This is a genomic window from Kitasatospora sp. NBC_01539 (assembly GCF_045040525.1).
GTDB lineage: Bacteria > Actinomycetota > Actinomycetes > Streptomycetales > Streptomycetaceae > Kitasatospora.
Window position 1 is genome coordinate 7,790,170 of record NZ_CP109390.1, and the last position, 19,566, is coordinate 7,809,735.

General features: G+C 73.9%; 16 protein-coding genes and 1 pseudogene. 6 read left to right on the top strand and 11 right to left on the bottom strand.

Features of this window, described 5'->3' with window-relative positions:
- Positions 1-46 precede the first annotated feature (46 nt).
- The gene (locus OG335_RS33750; RefSeq protein ID WP_405014944.1) at positions 47-730 is read left to right on the top strand and encodes an NUDIX domain-containing protein; all 684 of its coding nucleotides are present in this window, start codon (positions 47-49) and stop codon (positions 728-730) included.
- Positions 731-856: 126 nt separating this feature from the next.
- Here the strand turns inward: OG335_RS33750 and OG335_RS33755 are convergent, their stop codons facing one another.
- From OG335_RS33755 to OG335_RS33785, 7 genes and pseudogenes are all read right to left on the bottom strand, one after another.
- The gene (locus OG335_RS33755; RefSeq protein WP_405014945.1) at positions 857-2,233 is read right to left on the bottom strand and encodes a mycothione reductase; all 1,377 of its coding nucleotides are present in this window, start codon (positions 2,231-2,233) and stop codon (positions 857-859) included.
- Between the two features lie 177 nt (positions 2,234-2,410).
- On the bottom strand, positions 2,411-3,451 hold the full coding sequence (locus OG335_RS33760) for a YihY/virulence factor BrkB family protein (RefSeq protein ID WP_405014946.1): 1,041 nt from the start codon (positions 3,449-3,451) through the stop codon (positions 2,411-2,413).
- 183 nt (positions 3,452-3,634) lie between these two features.
- Positions 3,635-5,800, bottom strand: a complete 2,166-nt coding sequence (gene tkt, locus OG335_RS33765) for a transketolase (protein WP_405014947.1) — start codon at positions 5,798-5,800, stop codon at positions 3,635-3,637.
- Positions 5,801-6,046: 246 nt separating this feature from the next.
- The gene (locus OG335_RS33770; RefSeq protein WP_405014948.1) at positions 6,047-8,113 is read right to left on the bottom strand and encodes a xanthine dehydrogenase family protein molybdopterin-binding subunit; all 2,067 of its coding nucleotides are present in this window, start codon (positions 8,111-8,113) and stop codon (positions 6,047-6,049) included.
- Positions 8,110-9,105 (bottom strand): FAD binding domain-containing protein, encoded by a 996-nt coding sequence (locus OG335_RS33775; protein WP_405014949.1) that lies wholly within the window; start codon positions 9,103-9,105, stop codon positions 8,110-8,112. Before OG335_RS33775 ends, OG335_RS33770 begins: the two co-directional genes overlap by 4 nt.
- Positions 9,102-9,584 carry a (2Fe-2S)-binding protein gene (locus OG335_RS33780; RefSeq protein ID WP_405015617.1) on the bottom strand — a complete coding sequence of 161 codons (483 nt, stop codon included), beginning with the start codon at positions 9,582-9,584 and terminating at the stop codon, positions 9,102-9,104. The genes OG335_RS33775 and OG335_RS33780 overlap by 4 nt, the downstream gene beginning before the upstream one ends.
- Before the next feature lie 138 nt (positions 9,585-9,722).
- Positions 9,723-9,893 (bottom strand): annotated as a pseudogene (locus OG335_RS33785) (SpoIIE family protein phosphatase); the annotation flags it as partial.
- 547 nt (positions 9,894-10,440) lie between these two features.
- Between OG335_RS33785 and OG335_RS33790 the strand changes: the two are divergent.
- The 3 genes from OG335_RS33790 (at position 10,441) to OG335_RS33800 (ending at position 12,263) form a co-directional block, all read left to right on the top strand.
- The gene (locus OG335_RS33790) at positions 10,441-11,316 is read left to right on the top strand and encodes a SigB/SigF/SigG family RNA polymerase sigma factor (protein WP_405015618.1); all 876 of its coding nucleotides are present in this window, start codon (positions 10,441-10,443) and stop codon (positions 11,314-11,316) included.
- Between the two features lie 210 nt (positions 11,317-11,526).
- Positions 11,527-12,000 carry a hypothetical protein gene (locus OG335_RS33795; protein ID WP_405014950.1) on the top strand — a complete coding sequence of 158 codons (474 nt, stop codon included), beginning with the start codon at positions 11,527-11,529 and terminating at the stop codon, positions 11,998-12,000.
- Positions 11,997-12,263 carry a DUF4235 domain-containing protein gene (locus tag OG335_RS33800; protein ID WP_405014951.1) on the top strand — a complete coding sequence of 89 codons (267 nt, stop codon included), beginning with the start codon at positions 11,997-11,999 and terminating at the stop codon, positions 12,261-12,263. Before OG335_RS33795 ends, OG335_RS33800 begins: the two co-directional genes overlap by 4 nt.
- Before the next feature lie 270 nt (positions 12,264-12,533).
- Here OG335_RS33800 and OG335_RS33805 read toward each other — a convergent pair whose 3' ends face one another.
- Complete coding sequence (locus OG335_RS33805) at positions 12,534-12,899, bottom strand: PRC-barrel domain-containing protein (protein ID WP_405014952.1); 366 nt, start codon at positions 12,897-12,899, stop codon at positions 12,534-12,536.
- A gap of 341 nt (positions 12,900-13,240) precedes the next feature.
- Here OG335_RS33805 and OG335_RS33810 point away from each other — a divergent pair, with 341 nt between their 5' ends.
- Positions 13,241-13,681 (top strand): SsgA family sporulation/cell division regulator, encoded by a 441-nt coding sequence (locus tag OG335_RS33810; protein WP_405014953.1) that lies wholly within the window; start codon positions 13,241-13,243, stop codon positions 13,679-13,681.
- A gap of 307 nt (positions 13,682-13,988) precedes the next feature.
- Here the strand turns inward: OG335_RS33810 and OG335_RS33815 are convergent, their stop codons facing one another.
- A complete protein-coding gene (locus OG335_RS33815) occupies positions 13,989-14,693 on the bottom strand; it encodes a GNAT family N-acetyltransferase (RefSeq protein ID WP_405014954.1) in 705 nt (234 codons plus the stop codon).
- A gap of 1,172 nt (positions 14,694-15,865) precedes the next feature.
- Here OG335_RS33815 and OG335_RS33820 point away from each other — a divergent pair.
- A complete protein-coding gene (locus tag OG335_RS33820; protein WP_405014955.1) occupies positions 15,866-17,323 on the top strand; it encodes a family 43 glycosylhydrolase in 1,458 nt (485 codons plus the stop codon).
- Positions 17,324-17,620: 297 nt separating this feature from the next.
- Here the strand turns inward: OG335_RS33820 and OG335_RS33825 are convergent, their stop codons facing one another.
- Both OG335_RS33825 and OG335_RS33830 read right to left on the bottom strand, forming a co-directional pair.
- A complete protein-coding gene (locus OG335_RS33825; protein WP_405014956.1) occupies positions 17,621-18,685 on the bottom strand; it encodes a CU044_5270 family protein in 1,065 nt (354 codons plus the stop codon).
- Positions 18,682-19,296, bottom strand: coding sequence for an RNA polymerase sigma factor (locus OG335_RS33830; protein WP_405014957.1), 615 nt, complete (start codon positions 19,294-19,296; stop codon positions 18,682-18,684). The genes OG335_RS33825 and OG335_RS33830 overlap by 4 nt, the downstream gene beginning before the upstream one ends.
- Positions 19,297-19,566: the final 270 nt, after the last annotated feature.

Consider the following 19,566-nt stretch of genomic DNA (forward strand, 5'->3'; position numbering starts at 1 on the left):
CCCACGCCGTCCACCGGATCCCGCGCCGTACCCCGCAGGAGGCCGCGTGACCACCCGCCCCGGCATCGACACCCCCGACCACCGCGGTCGCACCGGCCTCGACCGCGCCGGCCTCGACCTCGACCGCAACCCCGGTGTCGTGGTCCGCGACGTGGAGCTCACCTCCCGCGGCTGGCACGTGCTGCGCCGCACCACCTTCGACTACCGGCGCCGCGACGGACGCTGGGTCACCCAGCAGCGCGAGACGTACGACCGCGGCAACGGCGCGGTCGTCCTGCCGTACGACACCGCGCGCGGACAGGTGCTGCTCACCCGGCAGTTCCGCTACCCGGCCTACGTCAACGACCACCCCGACGGCATGCTCGTCGAGGCCGCGGCCGGACTGCTCGACGGCGACGACCCGCTCGCCGCCGTCCGGCGCGAGAGCGCCGAGGAACTCGGGGTCACGCTCGGCCCGCTCACCCACGTCCTCGACGCCTACATGAGCCCCGGCTCGGTCACCGAGCGCCTGCACTTCTACGCCCCCTACACCCCGGCCGACCGCACCGGCGACGGCGGAGGACTGGAGGAGGACGGCGAGGACATCGACGTGCTCGAACTGCCCTTCGCCGACGCCCTCGCCATGATCCGCGACGGGCGCATCACCGACGGCAAGACCATCCTGCTCCTGCAATGGGCCGCCCTGGAGGGGCCCTTCGCCCCCGCGGCGGCCACCGGGCCGCACCGCTGACCGGCCCCGGGCCCTCCGTGCCCTCCGCGGTGCCGCGCACCCGGCGTCCGAGCCCGCCCCCGCCCCCGGCCACCGTCAGTCACCACCTGAGGCGCCGTCCCGCGCCGTCCCGAGGCCCGGTGCTCCTCACCGCTCCTCCGTCCGCAGTGCGAGCAGCGCGTTCTCGACCACCTCGGTCAGGGCGGGGTGGATCCACAGCGACCGCCGGACGACCTCGCCGACGGTCAGCCCGGTGCCCATGGCGAGGACCAGGGGCTGGACGAGAGCGGCGGCCTGCGGCCCCATCAGGTGGGCGCCGAGGAGGCGCCCGGTGGACCGCTCGGCGAGGACCTTGCAGAACCCGTCGGTCTCCTCCAGCGCCCAGCCGTACGCCACGTCCTCGTACCGGTGGATCCCCACCGCGTAGTCGACGCCCCGTGCGCGGGCCTCCTGCTCGGTCAGGCCGACCTGCGCGATCTGCGGCCGGGTGAAGACCGCGGAGGGCACGACGTCGTAGGACATCGTGCGCGGGCTGTCGGGGTGGAGCAGGTTGTGCGCCGCCACCTTCGCCTCGCGGTTGGCGACGTGCTTGAGCGGCACCCCGGTCGAGATGTCGCCGATCGCCCAGACGCCGTCGGCGGTGGTGCGCAGCTGCTCGTCCACGACGATCAGGCCGTCGTCGCCGACGGCGACGCCGGCCCGGTCGAGGCCGAGGCGGTCGCTGTTGGGCCGACGTCCGACCGCGACCAGCAGGGCGTCGGCCTCCACCACCGTGCCGTCGTCCAGGACCAGGCGCAGCGCGCCCGGGGCGCCCTCCAGCCGGGTGAGCTCGCGGCCCAGCCGCAGGTCGTAGCGGGAGCGGAGCGTGTCGGTGAAGGCCGCGGAGACCGCCTCGTCCTGCTGGGTGAGCAGCCGGTCCTGCTGCTCGACGATCGTGATCCGGCTGCCCGCGGAGTGGAAGACGTGGGCGAGTTCGGCGGCGACGTACCCGCCGCCCAGCACCGCCAGGTGCTCCGGGGGCGAGGCGATCCGCATGATCGTGTCGGAGGTCTCGTACGGCAGCCCGGAGTCGGCGACGACCGGTGGCACGGTGGGCCGCCCGCCCGCGGCGACGACGATCCGGTCGCCCGTCACCTCCACCGGCCCGTTTGCGGTGTCGACCCGCAGCCGGCGCCGCGCCGTGAAGCGGGCCGGCCCGCGGTGGACGGTCACGAAGGAGGAGTCGCGGCGGCCTTCCTCGCCTTCGCGGGAGGCCGCGTCGAGCCGGCCGAATACCCGCCGCCGGACGTCGGACCAGCGCACCGTCCGGAGGTCCGCGTCCACGTCGTGCCGGGCGGCGTCGCGCACGGTGTCGGCCACGTCCGCGGTCGCGGCGAGCATCTTGCTGGGGATGCAGCCCGCGTTCAGGCAGGTCCCGCCGAAGGGGCCCTCGGAGATCAACGCGACGTCCAGGTGGGCGAAGCGGTCGTCGATGAGCGCGTTGCCCGTGCCCGCGCCGATCACTACGAGATCGTGATGATGCATGGTCGGAACGTATCCGCCGGACGGGGAACCATGCCTGAGGACTCCGTACGACGGCGTTGCGGGACCGGCCCCGGGCGTCCTCGCGTGCGGGTCCCGCGGGTCCCGCGCGTCCTCGGGTACCTCGCCGGTCGGCCGGGCGCGGGTGGCGGCCCCGGTACCGCCGGGGCATCCGCTGCCTCACCCGGACTCGTCGTCCGCACCGGATTCACCGTCCGGCCAGGTGCGGGTGTCGCGGGGGCGCACGTAGGGCTCCTCCCCGGGCGGCAGGCCGCCCTGCGTGGCGCGTTCGCGCGAGAGTTCGGCGTCGAACTCGAGACCGAGGAGGATGGCGAGGTTGGCGAGCCACAACCACACCAGGAAGACGATGACGCCGGCCAGGCTGCCGTAGGTCTTGTTGTAGGAGGCGAAGTTGGCGACGAACACGGCGAAGCCGGTGGACGAGGCCAGCCACAGCAGCACGGCGAGGAAGCTGCCCGGCGAGATCCACCGGAAGCCGCGGTCGCGCACGTTGGGAGCGGCCCAGTAGAGCACGGCGATCATCAGGACGACGACGAGGACGAGCACGGGCCACTTGGCGATCGACCACACCGTCAGCGCCGTGGTGCCCACACCCAGGGCATGCCCGACGCGGTCGGCGAGCGGGCCGGTGAAGACGACGATCACCGCGCTCGCCGCCAGCAGCAGCATGAGCAGCAGCGTCAGCCCGATGCGCAGCGGGGTGGTCTTCCAGACCGGCCGGCCCTCGCGGATGTCGTACACGGCGTTGGAGGACCGGATGAACGCCCCGATGTAGCCGGAGGCGGACCAGAGGGCGGCGGCGAAGCCCACGATCATCAGGATCGTGCTGGTGCTGCCGTTGTTCTGGAGCTGCACGACCGCGTTGCGCAGGATGTCGCGGGCCGCGCCGGGGGCGAGCTCGTCGATGTCGTCGAGGACGGAGTCGGTGGCGGACCTCCCCACCACGCCGAGCACGGACACCAGGACCAGCAGCGCCGGAAAGATCGCCAGGACCCCGTAGTACGTGAGGGCCGCCGCGCGGTCGGGCAGGTCGTCCGCCATGAACTCCTTGCCCGTACGGCGCAGCACGGCCCACCAGGAACGTCGGGGCAGGCCGCCCGGCGAATCCGGGGCGGCTTCCTCGACATGTCGATCCGGGCCGGGCGGGTCACCGCCCGCCTCGTCGTCGTGCGCGGGTTCGTGCCGGAACAGAGGCGCCATGGTGGGCGTGTGTCCGGATCGGGTGCGGTGAACCGTCGACGGGCGGGCAGGTTGCGATCCCGCTCGTCAGGGGCTGCGGTGCCGCTCGTCCGCGATGCCGTCCCGGTGACCGGGCCCGTCCGGGCGGCCTGCGCGGCCTCGTGGTCCCGGACGGTCCCGGTCACCGGGCGGGGAGGGGCGGGCTCAGCGTGCGGCTCCGCCGTGTCCGGCCGCGTCGAGGCTCGCCCGGGCGGCGGCGGCCACGGCCTCGGCGGTGATGCCGAACTCCTGGTAGAGCCGCTCGTAGTCGGCGGACGCGCCGTAGTGGTCCAGGCTCACGATCCGGCCGTGCGGGCCCACCAGCTCGCGCCAGCCCAGGGCGACGCCGGCCTCCACCGAGACGCGGGCGGTGACGTCCGGCGGGAGGACGGCCTCCCGGTACTCCGCGGGCTGCGCGGCGAACCACTCCAGGCAGGGCAGCGAGACCACGCGTGCCGGCACGCCGTCCGCCGCGAGGGCTTCCTGCGCGGCCAGCGCGATGTGCACCTCGGAGCCGGTCGCGAGCAGCAGGACCCGCGGTGCCGCGCCACCGGCGGGATCACGCAGGACGTAGCCGCCGCGCGACGCGCCGTCGGCGGGGGTGCAGGCCGCGTCGGAGCGCTCCACCACCGGTACCTTCTGGCGGGTGAGGACCAGCCCCGCCGGGCGGTCGGTGTGTTCCAGCACGGTGCGCCAGCAGACCGCGGTCTCGTTGGCGTCCGCGGGGCGGACGACGTCCAGGCCGGGGATCGCGCGGAGCGCGGCCAGGTGCTCGACGGGCTGGTGGGTGGGGCCGTCCTCGCCGAGGCCGATGGAGTCGTGGGTCCAGACGTAGACCGCGGGCAGCCCCATGAGCGCGGCGAGCCGCACGGCGGGGCGCATGTAGTCGCTGAAGGTGAGGAACGTGCCGCCGTACGGCCGGGTGAGGCTCTGCAGGGCGATGCCGTTGAGGACGGCTCCCATGGCGTGTTCGCGGATGCCGAAGTGCAGGGTGCGGCCGTACGGGCCGCCCTTGAACTCGGTGGTCTCGACGCCCTCCGGGAGGAACGAGGGCTCGCCGTCCATGGTGGTGTTGTTGCTGCCGGCGAGGTCCGCCGAGCCGCCCCACAGCTCGGGCAGCACGGGCGCGAGCGCGGTCAGGACAGCACCGGAGGCCGCCCGGGTGGCCAGGCCCTTCGGGTCGGCGTCGAAGGACGGCAGGGCGCTGTGCCAGCCTTCGGGCAGGCGGGCGGCGAGCAGCCGGTCGAGGAGGGCGGCGCGTTCCGGGTTCGCCGCGCGCCACCGGTCGTAGCCGGGCGTCCAGGCCTCGTGGAGGTGTCGGCCGCGGTCGCGTGCCCGGCGGGTGTGGGCGAGGACCTCGTCCTCGACGGTGAAGTGCCGGGCGGGGTCGAAGCCGAGCAGTTCCTTGGTGGCGGCGACCTCGTCGTCGCCGAGCGCGGCGCCGTGGGCCTTGCCGGTGTTCTGCAGGTTCGGTGCGGGCCAGCCGATGACGGTCCGCAGGACGATCATGGACGGGCGGCCGGTCTCCTCGCGGGCCGCGCGGAGGGCGTCGAGGACGGCGTCCACGTCCTCGACGTAGCGGCCGGTGGACGTCCAGTCGACGGTCTGCACGTGCCAGCCGTAGGCGCGGTAACGGGTGGCGACGTCCTCGCTGAAGGAGACGTCCGTGTCGTCCTCGATGGAGATGTGGTTCTGGTCGTAGACCGCGATCAGGTTGCCCAGCCGCTGGTGGCCGGCGAGCGAGCTCGCCTCGGAGGTGACGCCTTCCATCAGGTCGCCGTCCGACGCGAGGACGTATACGTGGTGGTCGAACGGGCTCTCGCCGACCGGCGCGTCGGGGTCGAGGAGGCCGCGCTCACGGCGTGCCGCCATCGCCATGCCCACGGCGGCGGCGAACCCCTGGCCGAGCGGCCCGGTGGTGATCTCCACACCCCGGGTGTGCCGGTACTCCGGATGGCCCGGGGTGGCGGAGCCCCAGGTGCGCAGCGACTCCAGGTCGGCGAGCTCCAGGCCGTAGCCGGTGAGGAAGAGCTGGGTGTAGAGGGTCAGACTGGTGTGCCCGCAGGAGAGCACGAACCGGTCGCGGCCGAGCCAACGGTCGTCGGCCGGGTCGTGGCGCAGCACCTGCTGGAAGAGCAGGTGGGCCAGCGGGGCGAGGCTCATGGCGGTGCCGGGGTGGCCGTTGCCGGTCTTCTGGACGGCGTCCGCCGCGAGGAGCCGGGCGGTGTCCACGGCGCGGACGTCCGTGGGCGTCCAGCCCGCGCGCTCCGCCACCGGCGGGGCGAGCGACACGTGGCGGGCGGCCGGGCCGCCGGTGGTGTGCGAGGTCATGGTCGGATTCCTTCCGGGCGTGCTGAGGAAGCATGCTGAGGATGTGCCGAGGGGACGTGTCGAGGGGACGTGCCGGGGGGCGTCGGGGGTGTGTCGAGGGGGCGTGCCGGGGGTGTGCCGACGGGTCGGGGACCGGTGGTGTCGCGGGGGCGCCTGCCCGCCCGGGCTGTGCCCATGAGCCGGGAGCCGCCGGATTCACCCGCGGGACGCGGCCGCCGCCGCTCGCCCCCGGCGCGTGGACGGGTCTCACCCTCCCGTCCGCCCCAGCAGGGCCCGGACACCGATCGGCAGCTCCCGCACCCGCACGCCCGTCGCGTGGTGCACCGCGTTGGCGACGGCCGCGGCCGTGCCGACGATGCCGATCTCGCCGATGCCCTTCGAGCCCATCGGGCTGACGTGCGGGTCGTGTTCCTCGACCCAGTACGCCTGCACGTCCGGCACGTCCGCGTTCACCGCCACGTGGTACGCGGCGAGGTCGCGCTCCGCGTGGTCGCCGAACTCCGGGTCCATGGCCGACTCCTCCAGCAGCGCCATCGACGCACCCATCACCATGCCGCCGAGCAACTGCGACCGGGCCGTGCGCGGGTTCAGGATCCGTCCCGCCGCGAAGACCCCGAGCAGCCGCCGCAGCCGCACCTCGCCGGTGTCCCGGTCGACCTGCACCTCCGCGAACTGCGCGCCGAACGCGTGCCGGGCGTACTCCGTACCCTGCCCGACGAGCTCCCGGGTGTCGGCGCCCGCCGACAGGCCCTCCGCGGGCACCGGCCCGCCCTCCGCGAGCCGCCGCGCCAGCGCGGACGCCGCCGCGTGCACCGCCCACCCCCACGACGAGGTGCCGCTGGACCCGCCCGCCACGCCGCCGTACGGCAGGTCGCTGCGCCCGATCTCGGCCCGGACCCGGTCGACGGGCACGGCCAGCACCTCGGCGGCGATCACCGCGAGCACCGTGCGGGCACCCGTCCCGATGTCGGTGGCGTTGACCCGCACCACGAAGGTGCCGTCCGCGTCCGCCCGGACCTCGGCGGAGGCCGGTCCGATCAGCACGGGGTAGGTGGAGGCGGCGACGCCGGTGCCGATCAGCAGCCGGCCCTCGGCGTGGCCCGCCGGGCCGCGCCGCTCCCAGCCGAAGCGGCGGGCGCCCTCGCGCAGGCACTCCGCCAGGTGCCGGCTGGAGAACGGCAGGCCGCTGTCGGGTTCGGTGCCGGGTTCGTTGCGCAGCCGCAGCTCCACCGGGTCGACGTCGCAGGCCAGGGCCAGCTCGTCCATCGCGGACTCCAGCGCGAACATGCCGGGGGCCTCGCCCGGCGCCCGCATCCACGACGGCGCCGGCACGTCCTGCCGCACCACCCGGTGCGTGGTCCGCGAGGCGGGGGAGCGGTACATCACACGGGCCGGCACCGCGGCCTGCTCCACGAACTCCTTCAGCGTCGAGCAACGGGTCAGGATCTCCTGGGCCAGCCCCGCGATCCGCCCGTCGCCTCCTGCCGCCAGCCGCACCCGCTGGACGGTCGGCGCACGGTGGCCCACCACGGCGGCGAGGTGCGCGCGCGGCAGGGCGAGCCGCACCGGCCGTCCCACCACCCGTGCCGCCATCGCGGCCAGCACCACGTGCGGCCGGGGCGTGCCCTTGCAGCCGAATCCGCCGCCGACGTGCTCGCTCACCGCCAGGACCTGCGACCGCCCCAGGCCGAACAGCGCGGCCAGGACCCGCTGCACCTCCGCGGTGCCCTGGCTGGAGTCGTGCACGGTGAGGCGGTCGCCCTCCCACCAGGCGGTCGCGGCGTGCGGCTCCATCGGATGGTTGTGCAGCGGCGGCGTCCGGTAGGTGGCGTCGACCCGCACCTCGGCGGCGGCCCACGCGGCGTCGAAGTCGCCCCGCACGCGGTCCGCCGGGTGACCGCCGTTGGCCTGCTCGGGCGCGTAGACGCCGGGGTGCCCCTCGGTCAGCACCACGTCGTGCGGCTCCGCCGCGTACGTCACCCGCACCGCGGCGGCGGCCTGCTCGGCGGCCTCCAGGGTCGTGGCGACGGCGAGCGCCACGTACTGCCCGCGGTGGGCGACGCGGGCCGACTGCAGCACCGCCAGCGTCGGATCGTCGGCGTGCGCGAGGCGCGGCGCGTCCAGGTGGGTCAGCACGGTGAGGACCTGCGGGTCGGCGAGGGCCGCCGCGCCGTCGACCGCGGTGACCGCGCCGCGGGCGACGGTGGCGGGCACCGGGCAGGCGTACACGCAGCCGGGCGGCCGGCGGTCGTCGGCGTAGCGGGCGCTGCCGGTGACCTTGTCGCGGCCCTCCACGCGCTCCGGGCCGCTCATCGGACCTCCCCCGTCTCCGCGAGGGTGCACAGCAGCCGGACGGCCAGGTTGCGGGCCAGCGGCACCTTGTACGCGTTGTCGCGCAGCGGGCGGGCAGCGGCGAGTTCGGCCTCCACGGCAGCGGCGAAGGACGCCTCGTCGGCGGGGCCGCCCACCAGCCGCCGCTCGGCGGTCCGGGCGCGCCACGGCTTCGGCGCGACACCGCCGAGCGCCAGCGACACGTGGGTCACCCGGCCCGCGCGCACCGCCAGGACGCCCGCGACCGAGGCGAGCGCGAAGGCGAACGAGGCGCGGTCGCGGACCTTCCGGTAGGCGGACACCGCGTCCGGCACCGGCGGCGGCAGGACCACGGCGGTGATCAGCTCGCCCGGCAGCAGCCGGTGCTCCTCCTCCGGCCGGTCGCCCGGCAGCCGGTGCAGGTCCGTGACGGGCAGGGTGCGCGCACCGTCCGGGCCGAGCAGCTCCACGACGGCACCCAGCGCGGCGAGCGCCACCGCGAGGTCGGACGGATGCGTGGCGATGCAGTGCTCGGAGCCGCCCAGCACCGCGAGGTCGCGGTGCACGCCCTCGCGGGCCGGGCAGCCGGAGCCGGGCCGGCGCTTGTTGCACGGCTTGGCGGTGTCCTGGAAGTACAGGCAGCGGGTGCGCTGCAGCAGGTTGCCGGCGGTGGTCGCCCGGTTGCGCAGCTGCCCGGACGCCCCGGCGAGCACCGCCTCCGACAGCACCGGGTACGCCGCCCGCACCAGCGGGTCGGCCGCCAGGTCGGCATTGGGCACCAGGGCGCCGATCCGGAGCCCGCCGCCGTCGGCCGGGGCGATGCCGCCGAGCGGCAGCCGGCCCAGGTCGACGAGCAGACGCGGCCGTTCCACCCCCAGCTTCATGAGGTCGACCAGGTTCGTGCCGCCGGCCAGGTAACGTGCGTCCTGGCCGCCGGCGAGCAACTGGACGGCCTCCGCCGGGCCGGTGGGCCGCAGATAGCCGAACGCCCTCACGACGCGGCCTCCACGACGGCCCGGACGATGTGCGGATAGGCGCCGCAGCGGCAGAGGTTGCCGCTCATCCGTTCCCGCACCGCAGGCCCGTCCAGCACCTCGCCGGCGGCCTCCGCCTCCGCGAGCAGGCCGACCGCGGAGCACAGCTGACCGGGCGTGCAGAACCCGCACTGGAAGGCGTCGTGGTCGAGGAACGCCTGCTGCAGCGGGTGCAGGTCACCGCCGGCCGCGAGGCCCTCGACGGTGGTCACGGAGCAGCCGTCGGCGGTGACGGCGAGGACCAGGCAGCTGTTCACCCGCCGGCCGTCGAGCAGCACCGTGCACGCCCCGCACTGGCCGTGGTTGCAGCCCTTCTTCGCACCGGTCAGCGCGAGCTGCTCGCGGAGCACGTCCAGCAGGGTGCAGCGGTTGTCGAGCCGGAGATCCCGGCGGGCGCCGTTCACCTCCAGCGTCACCCCGGTCTCGGTCGTGGCGATCATGCGCGTGCCTCTCGTCCTGTGTCGTCGCGTGTCGTGGCGTGTCGTGCTGGGTCGTCCCGTGCCGATGCGTCGTGTCCCGTCGCTCGTGACGCGGCCCGGTGCGGGCGGGTCCGGCGGGGGCGGCTGCCATTCGATCGTCATGATCGTCGCGTCGTCGGTGAGCCGGCTGTCCTGCTGCCCGAGCAGGTCGTGGATCAGCCGCCGCAGCGCCTCCGGTGCCGGTTCGCCGGCCGCGGTCGCGCGGATGACGAAGTCGGCGAACCGCTCCAGCCCGAACAACTGGCGCGCCGCGCCCCTCGCCTCCACCACACCGTCACGGTGCTCCTGCCGATGCCGAGCGACCGGGTGCAGCGCTCCGCGATGCCCGGCACGTCGGCCGGGTCGAGCGTGCGGCCTGTGGTGAGGAACTGCTCCAGCAGCACCTCACCCTCCCCGAGCGGTGGTGGTCGTTGCGCCATCCCCCCAGCTCAGCCGAAATGCAGGATCCGGGCACCCCGGGTCAGCCGGACGGACCTGAACCCGCCCGGTGACGGTGCCGCCGGGCGGCGCGGACGGTCGCTCGGACCGCCGGTGGACGTGCATGGGGGCGCCGCTGCGGGGGAAACGGTCGCGAGGAGACGGTGCGTCGGATCCTGGCGGCGGATCGGAGGGGCGGAGGGGCGGAGGGGCAGAGGGGCAGAGGGGCGGATCGGCGGATCGGAATGCGGGCCTGCTCCCTGCTGTCCCTCCTGGGTCTGACAAATCATCCGATACCGGACGACTTTTCGGGAGCGGCGCATGCCCTGCGGGATCGAGGGCAGCGGCCGTGCGGGCACGGCATTCCCGCCGGGTCCGCGACCGGAGGAGAACCATGAGCATGGCAGTCCTGCAGGGCACGGCACCGGCTCACGAGCTCACCGACCTCACCGACCTCGGGGCGGCAGCCCCCGCGGCCGTTCCGGCGGCGCGGATCGAGGCCCCGGGTGCGGTGGCGCCGGCGGATGCGAAGGAGTTGTCGCGGGACCTGCTGGTGCGGCTGGGTTCGCTGGAGGAGGGGAGCAGTGAGTACTCGTACGTGCGGGGCACGCTGGTCGAGCTCAACGCGACGCTGGTGCGGTTCGCCGCGCGGCGCTTCGCGAGTCGCAGCGAGCCGATGGAGGACATCCTCCAGGTCGGCACGATCGGTCTGATCAAGGCGATCGACCGGTTCGACCCCGCCCGTGAGGTCGAGTTCACCACCTTCGCCCTGCCCACCATCATCGGCGAGATGAAGCGGTTCTTCCGCGACACCTCCTGGATGGTGCACGTGCCCCGCGGCATGCAGGAACTCCGCCTGGCCCTGGCCAGGGCCTCCGACGAGCTGGAGCAGCTGCTCGACCGCCGGCCCACCCCCGCCGAACTCGCCGCGCACCTCGGCCTAGAGGAGCGCGAGGTGATCGAGGGCATGAAGGCCTCCAACGCCTACGCGGCGCAGTCCCTCGACATCCCCACCGACGGGGAGGAGCCCGCCGCCGTCCTCGGCGCCCGCCACGCGGTCGAGGAGAAGGGCTTCGAGGCGGTGCTCCACCTGGAGACCCTCAAGCCCCTCGTCGCCGCCCTGCCGGAGCGCGACCGTGCCGTGCTCTCGATGCGCTTCGGCGCCGAGATGACCCAGAGCCAGATCGGCGAGCAGCTCGGCGTCTCCCAGATGCAGGTCTCCCGCATCCTCACCCGCATCCTCAAGCACCTGCGCACGGGCCTGCTGGCCGACTGACCGGCGCCCCCGTGCGGGCTCGTGCGGGGTCGTGCGGGCCCTTCGGATGCCCTCCTGGCGCCCGACGCTCCGGCACCGGTGCCGGGAGCCGGGTCGACACCGGCACGGATGGGCGGCGCGGTCGGGGGTAGCCGCCGGGTGACGGATGTTCGGCCGGTCCCGCGACCGCGGGAGGGCCGACTCCGGCGATACGGACGAGAGGAGCAGGCCATGACGACGGGGATACCCGGCAACGACACGTCCGCACCGTCCCTGGACGAGCTCGGTACCCAGGCCGACCGCACCCGCGAGGAACTCGGCCGCACGATGGACGACCTGACCGACGGGACTGCGATCCCGGACCACGACCGGCGAAAGGTGACAGCCATGAAGAACGAGGCACAGGAAGCGGCCGTGCACGCCGCCGAGGCCGTGCGCGACACGGTCACCCACGCCGTCCACACCGTCCGGGACCACACCCCGAAGGACGTCCTGGACCGCGCCGGACAGGTGACGGCCCAGGCCCGCGGCACCGCGGCGCACGTCGGGCACCTCGCCGCTGACCGCACCCCGCCGCAGCTGCGCGTGCAGGCAGGCCGCGCCATGACGGCCGCCCGCGCCAACCGTGCACCGCTGCTGGTGGCCGCCGCGGCCGCCGTCCTCACGGCCGTGATGCTCCGCGGCCTGCTCGGAGGGCGCCGGTGAAGGTCGCGAAGATCGCCTACAGGCCGGTCGGCCTGGTGCTGGGTGCGTCCGCCGGACTCCTGGCAGGTGCGCTCTTCCGGCAGGCCTGGAAGGTGCTCGGCCACGACGACGACGCGCCCGATGCCACCGACGAGCACCGGACGTGGCCGGAGATCCTGGTGGCGGCCGCGCTGCAGGGCGCGATCTTCGGCACCGTGAAGGCCGCCGTGGACCGGGGCGGCGCGGTCACCACCCGTCGCCTCACCGGCACCTGGCCCGCCTGAGCCCCTTCCACCGCCTGGGCCCTTCCCGCCGTCCCCCGACCGCTCGGCCGGCTCCCCCGAGGAGCACGACCGAGCGGTCGGGTCGCGTCGCCCTGCCGTCCGGCGGTCGAGCACCGGGGTCGCGGCCCCGCCGGACACGCGGCGGGCGCAGCCGAGGCCCAGCCGGGGGACACCTGGCCCCGGCACCCCGACCGCCTGCGGCGTACGGCTGCGGGCCGCCACCGGATCGGTGGCGGCCCGCTCGCGCTCGGCGTCCGGTCGGCGTCCGGGTCAGATGCGACCGCCGTAGTACGGGCCGTAGTAGCTCGCGTACGCGTCCCGGTACACGCTGTCGACGGGGTCGTGCTTGTCGATGTCGTACTCCGGGCTGCTCCTGATCTCGTCCTTGGTGCGGTCGACGTAGACCTTCTTGTCGTCCTGCTCGACCCGCACGACGGTGCCGGCGGGGAGCAGGACGTGCTTGCCGAAGATCCACGGGCCGGTGTCGACCACCAGGTACTGCGAGCCGGTGACCTCCGACAGCCGGTCGACCCTCCCGATGTGGCCGTCGGTGGCCTCGACGTGGAAGCCGACCAGGTCGGTGCCGGACACGTGGCCGGACGTGACGCGGAACTCCCAGATCTCGATGCCGCTCATGGTGCCTCCCTTGTGTGGTTCGGCGGGCGCGGGCCGCTCCCGGCGCGACGCGCTCTCTGCCACCTCGGCTGCCCCGGTCCCGGCGGCCCACACGTCCGCCGCCGTCCCAGGGAGAGCCTGCCGCGGCACGCACGCGCCACGCTCCGTGCGCCGGACCTGCGCTCGGGTGCGGGGTCGCTGGTGCGAGTGCGGTCGGCCGTCGCGCCGACCGCCTGATGCACGGTCAGGGCCGTTGGCGGGGGCGCTATTCGGCCGTTCGGATGACATCGGGGCCGGTCGGCCGCATGCGGCGACGCGAGGCGGGCAGACGGCGCGCCGACATGCCCGAACAGAGGAGTTCCATGCGCGACGCCGTCGAGCACGAGTCGACCGTTCACCTCACCGGCCCGGCGGCCGGCGACATGACGATGCTCATGCGCTACGAGACCGACGACCCCTACGCCGTACGCCTCGCCTTCCTCGACTCCGGCACGGCAGACGAGGGCGGCTCCCGCGACGGCTCCGTCACCTGGGTCATGGGACGGGAACTGCTCACGGTCGGACTGACCCGGCGCTGCGGCACCGGCGACGTGACCGTCCGCCCGCTCACCCCCGCGCTGACCGAACTGAGCTTCGCGGGCACCCACGGCGTGGCGGTCGTCCACGCGAGCACCCGCGCCCTGCGCGCCTTCCTGCGCGCCACGTACGTACGCGTGGCCGCCGGGTCGGAGGCCGCCTGGATCACCGTTCCCGACGACATCTCGACCCTCTTCGTGGAGCCGTCCGCCGAGAATCCCACGTGACGACACCGCCCGCCTGGCCGGCCCGGGCCGGCGGCGGCCCGTCGCAGGTCGGCCCGTCGCAGGTCGGTCCAGGGACCACCGGCCGGACGCCCTCACGGATCCCTCGCGGGTCAGCCCTCGGGCGCGCGGTCCGAGACGGCTGACGGTCCGAGACGGCTAAGGCCTGAGAGGCCTGACGCCCGAGATGGCTGACGCCCGAGATGGCTGACGCCCGAGATGGCTGACGCCCGGGACGGCTCAGGTCCGAGACGGCTCAGGTCCGAGACGGCGAACGGCGCCGCGCACCCGATCCGCGAGCCGGAGGCCGTCACGGCGTGCGGAACCCGCGGAAGGTCACATGCCGCCGGGTCTCGAAGCCGAGCCGCTCGTACAGGGCGATCGCGCGGGTGTTCGCCTCGGCCGCGTGCAGGAAGGGCCTTTCGTCCCGGGAGGCGATGCGCGCGACGAGCGCATCGACCAGGGTTGCGGCGTGGCCCCGCCCGCGTGCCTCGGGAGCGGTGCAGACGGCGCTGATCTCCGTCCATCCCGGAGGCCGGAGCCGCTCGCCCGCCATCGCCACCAGCGTGCCGTTGTCGCGGATGCCGAGGTAGGCGCCGAGCTCCCGGGTGCGCGGCCAGAACGGCCCGGGTTGGGCCCGCGCGACGAGGTCGAGCATCTCGGGCACATCCTCCGCGTGCAACTCGACCACGCCCCGGCCGGGTTCGGCCCGAAGGCGGTCGGTCCGGCTGTCGGCGGGCCGGATCATCTGGCGGCCTTCGAGGACGAAGACCGGCTCCCAGTCCGACGGCGGGATCGCCGGGCAGCTGAACATGTCGGCGAATCCACCCGGCCCGAGCAGCCGTGCGAGATCGGCCCACTCCGCCGCATCCGGGTCGGCGGAGACCGCGGAGAAGGTCGCGACCTCCGGAACGTACGTGGCGGCTCGGCCGATGCGGCGGGCGAGATGGGCGTGATGACCGCGGAGCGACTCACCCACCGGGTCGTCGAGCGCGACCGCGTCGCGGTTCATCATCGTGCTGTACCTCTCGCGTCGTACAGGGAAGCCGGTCGACCGGCGCGATGCCGCTCGGTGCCGGTCCGTCCTCGGACCGGCGACGGCAGTGTAACGAGCGACCGACTCGGGGACAGGCTGGGCGAATCCGCTGACCATGGCAAATGCCCGCTCCGCGCCCACCGTGCCTGCCGCCCGGACCAGTCGGCGGCGCTGCGCAGCGTAGGTCCTGAAGGCCGGCTGCCGGGCGGCGTTGCATGTCCCTGACGGTCCGTCGGGTGTGCCGCGGCCGGAGCAGCGGTTCGGGACGGGAGCGATGGGGCCCGTGTCGAGGGCGAGTTGGGGACCGAAGGGGCGGCGCTGCGTCGAGATCGCGCACCTCGGTCGGCACGACGTGCCGGTTGGGGGCGCCGGTGTGCGCCCTCGGACGGACCGACATTCGTGCGCCGCAGTGCCGTTGTGCCGGGGCATTGCGCACCTCCGGAAAGCGTGACCGCCGTCCGCCATGTACGGGAGTTCTGACGAGTGCTCGGCTGTTCCGAACGACCGGGTGTGCAGGCCTCTTTCAGGAGAGTTTGAAGAATCTCTTGTGCGTTCCGCTCCGGCGGTTTAGCGTCGTGGCCACTCGAGTACTGAACCCGTTCGATCGGCGCAGCAGAATTGTTAGCGCTAACATCACCTCTCAGGAGCCTGACGTGCAATGATGCCGAGCGCTGCTTTGCCTCGGGGGCCCGTCGACGGCCTCCCCGGCAGGCCGCGGGCGCCGTGTCGACGGCGCCGTCCGCCGGTCCGATGCGTCGAATGCGGTCCGGATCGCCACTTCCCGGTGGCGGTTTGCCGTGTCGTCGTGACGGTGTCGCCGGCCAGGCTTTCCCGCCCGTCCGGCGGTCCGCGCAATCGGCCGGTTCCACTGGTGCGCATGCGTTGTTCACGTCCGTGCTCGGCGTCGCCCGCTGCTCACGTTCCGGGAATGCGTGACGTGCGTGCACCTGGCGTAACACGGGCAATCGAAAGGCATTGTCCGGCTGCGTCGACCATCCGGGACGACTCGATTTCCCTCCGCAGAGAGCCCTGTTGTGGGTTCCGCGGCCGGCCGTACCCGTAAGCCGGGAGGACGCCGCCTCCATGCCGACGCCGCGTCCGTCCTGAACCGCACCCTCTCCGGCAGTCCACCCCGAGGAGCCCCCATGCCGATGAACCCCCCTCACACCTTCGCGCGGAGAGCAACCGCCGTGCTCTCGGCGCTCCTGGTGAGTCTGTTCATGATCGTCGTTGTCAACCCCTCGCCGGCGTCGGCGGCCCCGGGGCCGACCTTCACCAACCCGGTCGTCGACACTCCCAACAGCGCTGACCCCACCCTGCTGTACTACAACGGCTATTACTACTACGTCGCCACCACCTGGTCCTCCGACGTCGTCATGCGCCGGGCCACGACGATCTCCGGGCTGCGCGGCGCTGCCGAGCAGGTCGTCGTCCACACCGGCGGAACAGCCATGTGGGCCCCGCACCTGGAGATGCTCGGCAACAAGTGGTACCTGTACTACTCCGTCGAGCAGGCCGGTGGCGCGCGGCGCACGCACGTCTCCGAGAGCTCCGGGACCGATCCGCTCGGTCCCTACACGGATCGCGGGATCCTCAACCTCATGCCCGACAACGGCTGGGCCATCGACGCCGCGGTGCTCAAGCTCAACGGCGCCAACTACATGATGTTCTCGGCGTTCGCGGCGAGCGACGGCCTGCAGTCGCTCTACATCGCACCGCTCACCAACCCGTGGACGGCCGGCGCCTACGGAACGAGGATCTCCGCACCCAAGCTGGCCTGGGAGCTCCAGGACGGCGCCGTCAACGAAGGCCCGTTCGCCCTCCAGCACAACGGCCGTACCTTCATCACCTATTCGGCCAGCCACTGCAACGGCCCCAACTACAAGCTGGGCATGCTCACCTACGGAGGCGGTGACCCCCTGGCCGCGGCCTCCTGGACGAAGACCGCGAACCCGATCTTCCAGCGCAACGACGCGGCCGGGGTGTTCGCGCCGGGGCACCACTCGTTCTTCACCTCGCCCGACGGCACCGAGACCTGGATCGCCTACCACGCCAACTCCTCGGCCTCCCAGGGCTGTGGCACCACCCGCACCACCCGCGTCCAGAAGATCTCCTGGAACGCGGACGGAACACCCGACCTGGGCACGCCGGTCTCGACCTCCACCGTCCTGGCCGCGCCCTCGGGCGAGGCCGGAACCCCCGTCGGGGTCCGCAGCCAGTACAGCAACCTCTGCCTGGACGACTACAACTGGGTGACCACCCCGGGTGCCGAGGTGCGCCAGTGGACCTGCAACGACGCGGCCGTGCAGGACTGGTACCTCACCCCCGTCGCGGACGGGTACTACCAACTCAGCAACAGCCACAGCGGTCTGTGCCTGGACGACAAGGACTGGGCCACCGCGGCCGGCTCCCCCGTCCAGCAGTGGACCTGCAACGGCCTCGCCCCGCAGCAGTGGCAGGTCACCGCACTCGGCAACGGCTACTCCACCCTGAAGAACCGCACCAGCGGCCTGTGCCTCGACGACTACAACTGGGCGACCACTCCCGGCTCCGAAGTGCGGCAGTGGACCTGCAACGGCCTGGCCACCCAGCAGTGGCAGCTCTCCTGACGGCGGTGTCCGTCCCGGGCCGTGCTTCCCCCGTTCCGGTGGCGCGGCGCAGGGCCGGACAGGCAGCGTCGGACGAACTGCGTTGCCGTGCAACGAAGTCGTCGCCGGGAGGTGTGTCGCACGCCGCCCGGGGGACGACGGTGAGCGGCGACCCGTAGGGGTGACGGTGCCCATCGGCGGAAGCGGCTCACGCCCTTCCGCCGGTGGGTACCGGTGGGCGCCGGTGGGCGCTGGCGGGTCGGGTCGGATTAGGTCAGGTCGGATCGATGGAGCGGCCCGCCATCGGTGCCGGAGTCGCTACGTGTTGTCCGATCCCTCCGCAGGGGTCTGTCCGGGCGCGTCGGTGATGCCGCGGGCGACGACGGCGACGGAGGTCACCTCGTCGCCCGCCGCGCCCCAAGGGCCGTCCGCGAGCAGGACGGTGCGCTCGCCGAGGAGGCGCAGGGTCTGCCTGTCGAAGATCCACTCGGAGCGCTCGCCGTTGTGCACGCGGGCGACTGCGACTCCGTGCCGTCCGGTTGCGTCCACCGCGTCGGCGACGGTCACCACCCCGGGGATGCGCCCGGCGGCACGGTAGAGCGCGGCGCTGACCCCGGGCGGTGCGACCGAGCTGCGCAGCAGGTCGCCGATGGCGGTGAAGGCCTCCTGGTCGGGGCCGGTGGTGGAACCGGAGCCTGTGCCGTGGTTGAGGTCCGCGTCGGCGTAGATCTGCCGCAGCAGCGCCTCAGGGTCCGTAGGCAGGGCGGAAAGGAGCTTGTGAGTGGGTGAGTTGAGCGATCCGCCGCCGGGCGCGGGGATCGCCCGATCGCCGCCGGCGCCGCGCTGCAGGCCGGGCCGGCCGCCGTCGACGGCGACCCACTCTTCGATGTCCTCGGTGGTGGTGGCGCGCCGCATCGTGCCGCCGCCGGCCTCGCTCAGTGACGTGCTGTGGCCGACTGTCCTGACGTAGGAGTACTGGGTGTCGCGGACCGCCGTCTGCGGCCGGACGTAGGCCGCCCGGGCGATGCGGTCCAGGAGCCGGACGGAGGCCGCCGTGGCCGGTGGCGCCTGCTCCGCGGGCCCGCCACCACTGTGGACGCTCACCACCACGGCGACGGCCACGGCGGTGGCGACCGCGGTCACCACGGTCAGGCGCGGCCACCGCCGCACGGATCGCACGGGAGCGGGAGCATCGGCGGAGACGAGCGGGAGGGTGGTGGCGGGGGTTCGGGCACGGGGGTGCAGGTCGATCTCGTTCAACAGGAACTCCTTCAACGACTCCGCTGCCATCTCCGGGTGGGGCGGTGGCGGCAGCAGCCGCGCCAGTTCCCGGCGCTCGCCCTGCTCGTCCCGCCCCTCAAGGGGCCCACGTGCGGTGTTCACGGCTGCCTCCCGGACAGACGGCTGTCATCGAGGTGGTGTCCGCGGCCGCGCCGCGGTTCCACGGGGTGGCGGCCCGTGGTTCCCTCGGCCTCGACGCTTCGGTGGAGCTTCTCCCGTGCCCGGGACAACCGGGACCGGACCGTGCCGACCGGGATTCCGAGAGCCTGTGCGGCCTCCGCGTAGCCCAGGCCCGACCACACCACCAGCGTGAACACCTCGCGCTCGCCGCGCCGGAGTTGCCCGAGCGCGCGCAGTGCGGCGGCGGCCGTGTCGGCGTCGGTGATCCTGCCGACCACCTCGTCGGCGAAGTCCGGTACCGACGCGCGGACCGGCATGCGGGCCATCGCCGCGCGGTGCCGGCGGGCCGCTCGCGCGGTGTTGCGCAGCACGTTGGTGGCGATGCCCAGCAGCCACGCCCGCGGGTTCAGCACCTCGCCGCGCAACTTGTCGCGCAGCCGCCACGCCTCCAGGAACGTCAAGGACACGACGTCGTCCGCGACATGCCGGTCGCCGGTGGATCTGGCGGCATGCGCGAACACCGTCCGGGCGTGCTCGTCGAACAGCGCGGCGAATGCCCGCCGGTCGCCGGGCGGGTCCTGCTGACGGGGCAAGGGAGACTCCACGCAAGTCTGGTGTCCGCAGCGGGGGAACGGTTCCCAGGTATTCTCGCCGCGCGCGTGCACGGGCCCGCGTACGGTCGCGTCGGCATGCGAGCGGCGTGAGCAGACTCCCCACCCGCCGGCCTTCCTGCGCTCCGGGGTACTCGCCGCCACCTGCGCCGACCGCATCCATCCGCGCATCCACCCGCGCCGCCGCATCTTCCGGCCCCGCCCGGCAGCGCGGATCCCGACCGATCCTCAGGGTTCGCTCAGATCCCGCGC

Bases quoted from the DNA above. Each gene is read 5' to 3' on its own strand.
- OG335_RS33815 (WP_405014954.1), bottom strand. From the start codon at position 14,693: ATGATGAACCGCGACGCGGTCGCGCTCGACGACCCGGTGGGTGAGTCG.
- OG335_RS33805 (WP_405014952.1), bottom strand. From the start codon at position 12,899: ATGAGCGGCATCGAGATCTGGGAGTTCCGCGTCACGTCCGGCCACGTG.
- OG335_RS33780 (WP_405015617.1), bottom strand. From the start codon at position 9,584: ATGATCGCCACGACCGAGACCGGGGTGACGCTGGAGGTGAACGGCGCC.
- OG335_RS33760 (WP_405014946.1), bottom strand. From the start codon at position 3,451: ATGGCGCCTCTGTTCCGGCACGAACCCGCGCACGACGACGAGGCGGGC.
- OG335_RS33795 (WP_405014950.1), top strand. From the start codon at position 11,527: ATGACGACGGGGATACCCGGCAACGACACGTCCGCACCGTCCCTGGAC.
- OG335_RS33810 (WP_405014953.1), top strand. From the start codon at position 13,241: ATGCGCGACGCCGTCGAGCACGAGTCGACCGTTCACCTCACCGGCCCG.
- OG335_RS33820 (WP_405014955.1), top strand. From the start codon at position 15,866: ATGAACCCCCCTCACACCTTCGCGCGGAGAGCAACCGCCGTGCTCTCG.
- OG335_RS33790 (WP_405015618.1), top strand. From the start codon at position 10,441: ATGGCAGTCCTGCAGGGCACGGCACCGGCTCACGAGCTCACCGACCTC.
- tkt (WP_405014947.1), bottom strand. From the start codon at position 5,800: ATGACCTCGCACACCACCGGCGGCCCGGCCGCCCGCCACGTGTCGCTC.
- OG335_RS33755 (WP_405014945.1), bottom strand. From the start codon at position 2,233: ATGCATCATCACGATCTCGTAGTGATCGGCGCGGGCACGGGCAACGCG.
- OG335_RS33770 (WP_405014948.1), bottom strand. From the start codon at position 8,113: ATGAGCGGCCCGGAGCGCGTGGAGGGCCGCGACAAGGTCACCGGCAGC.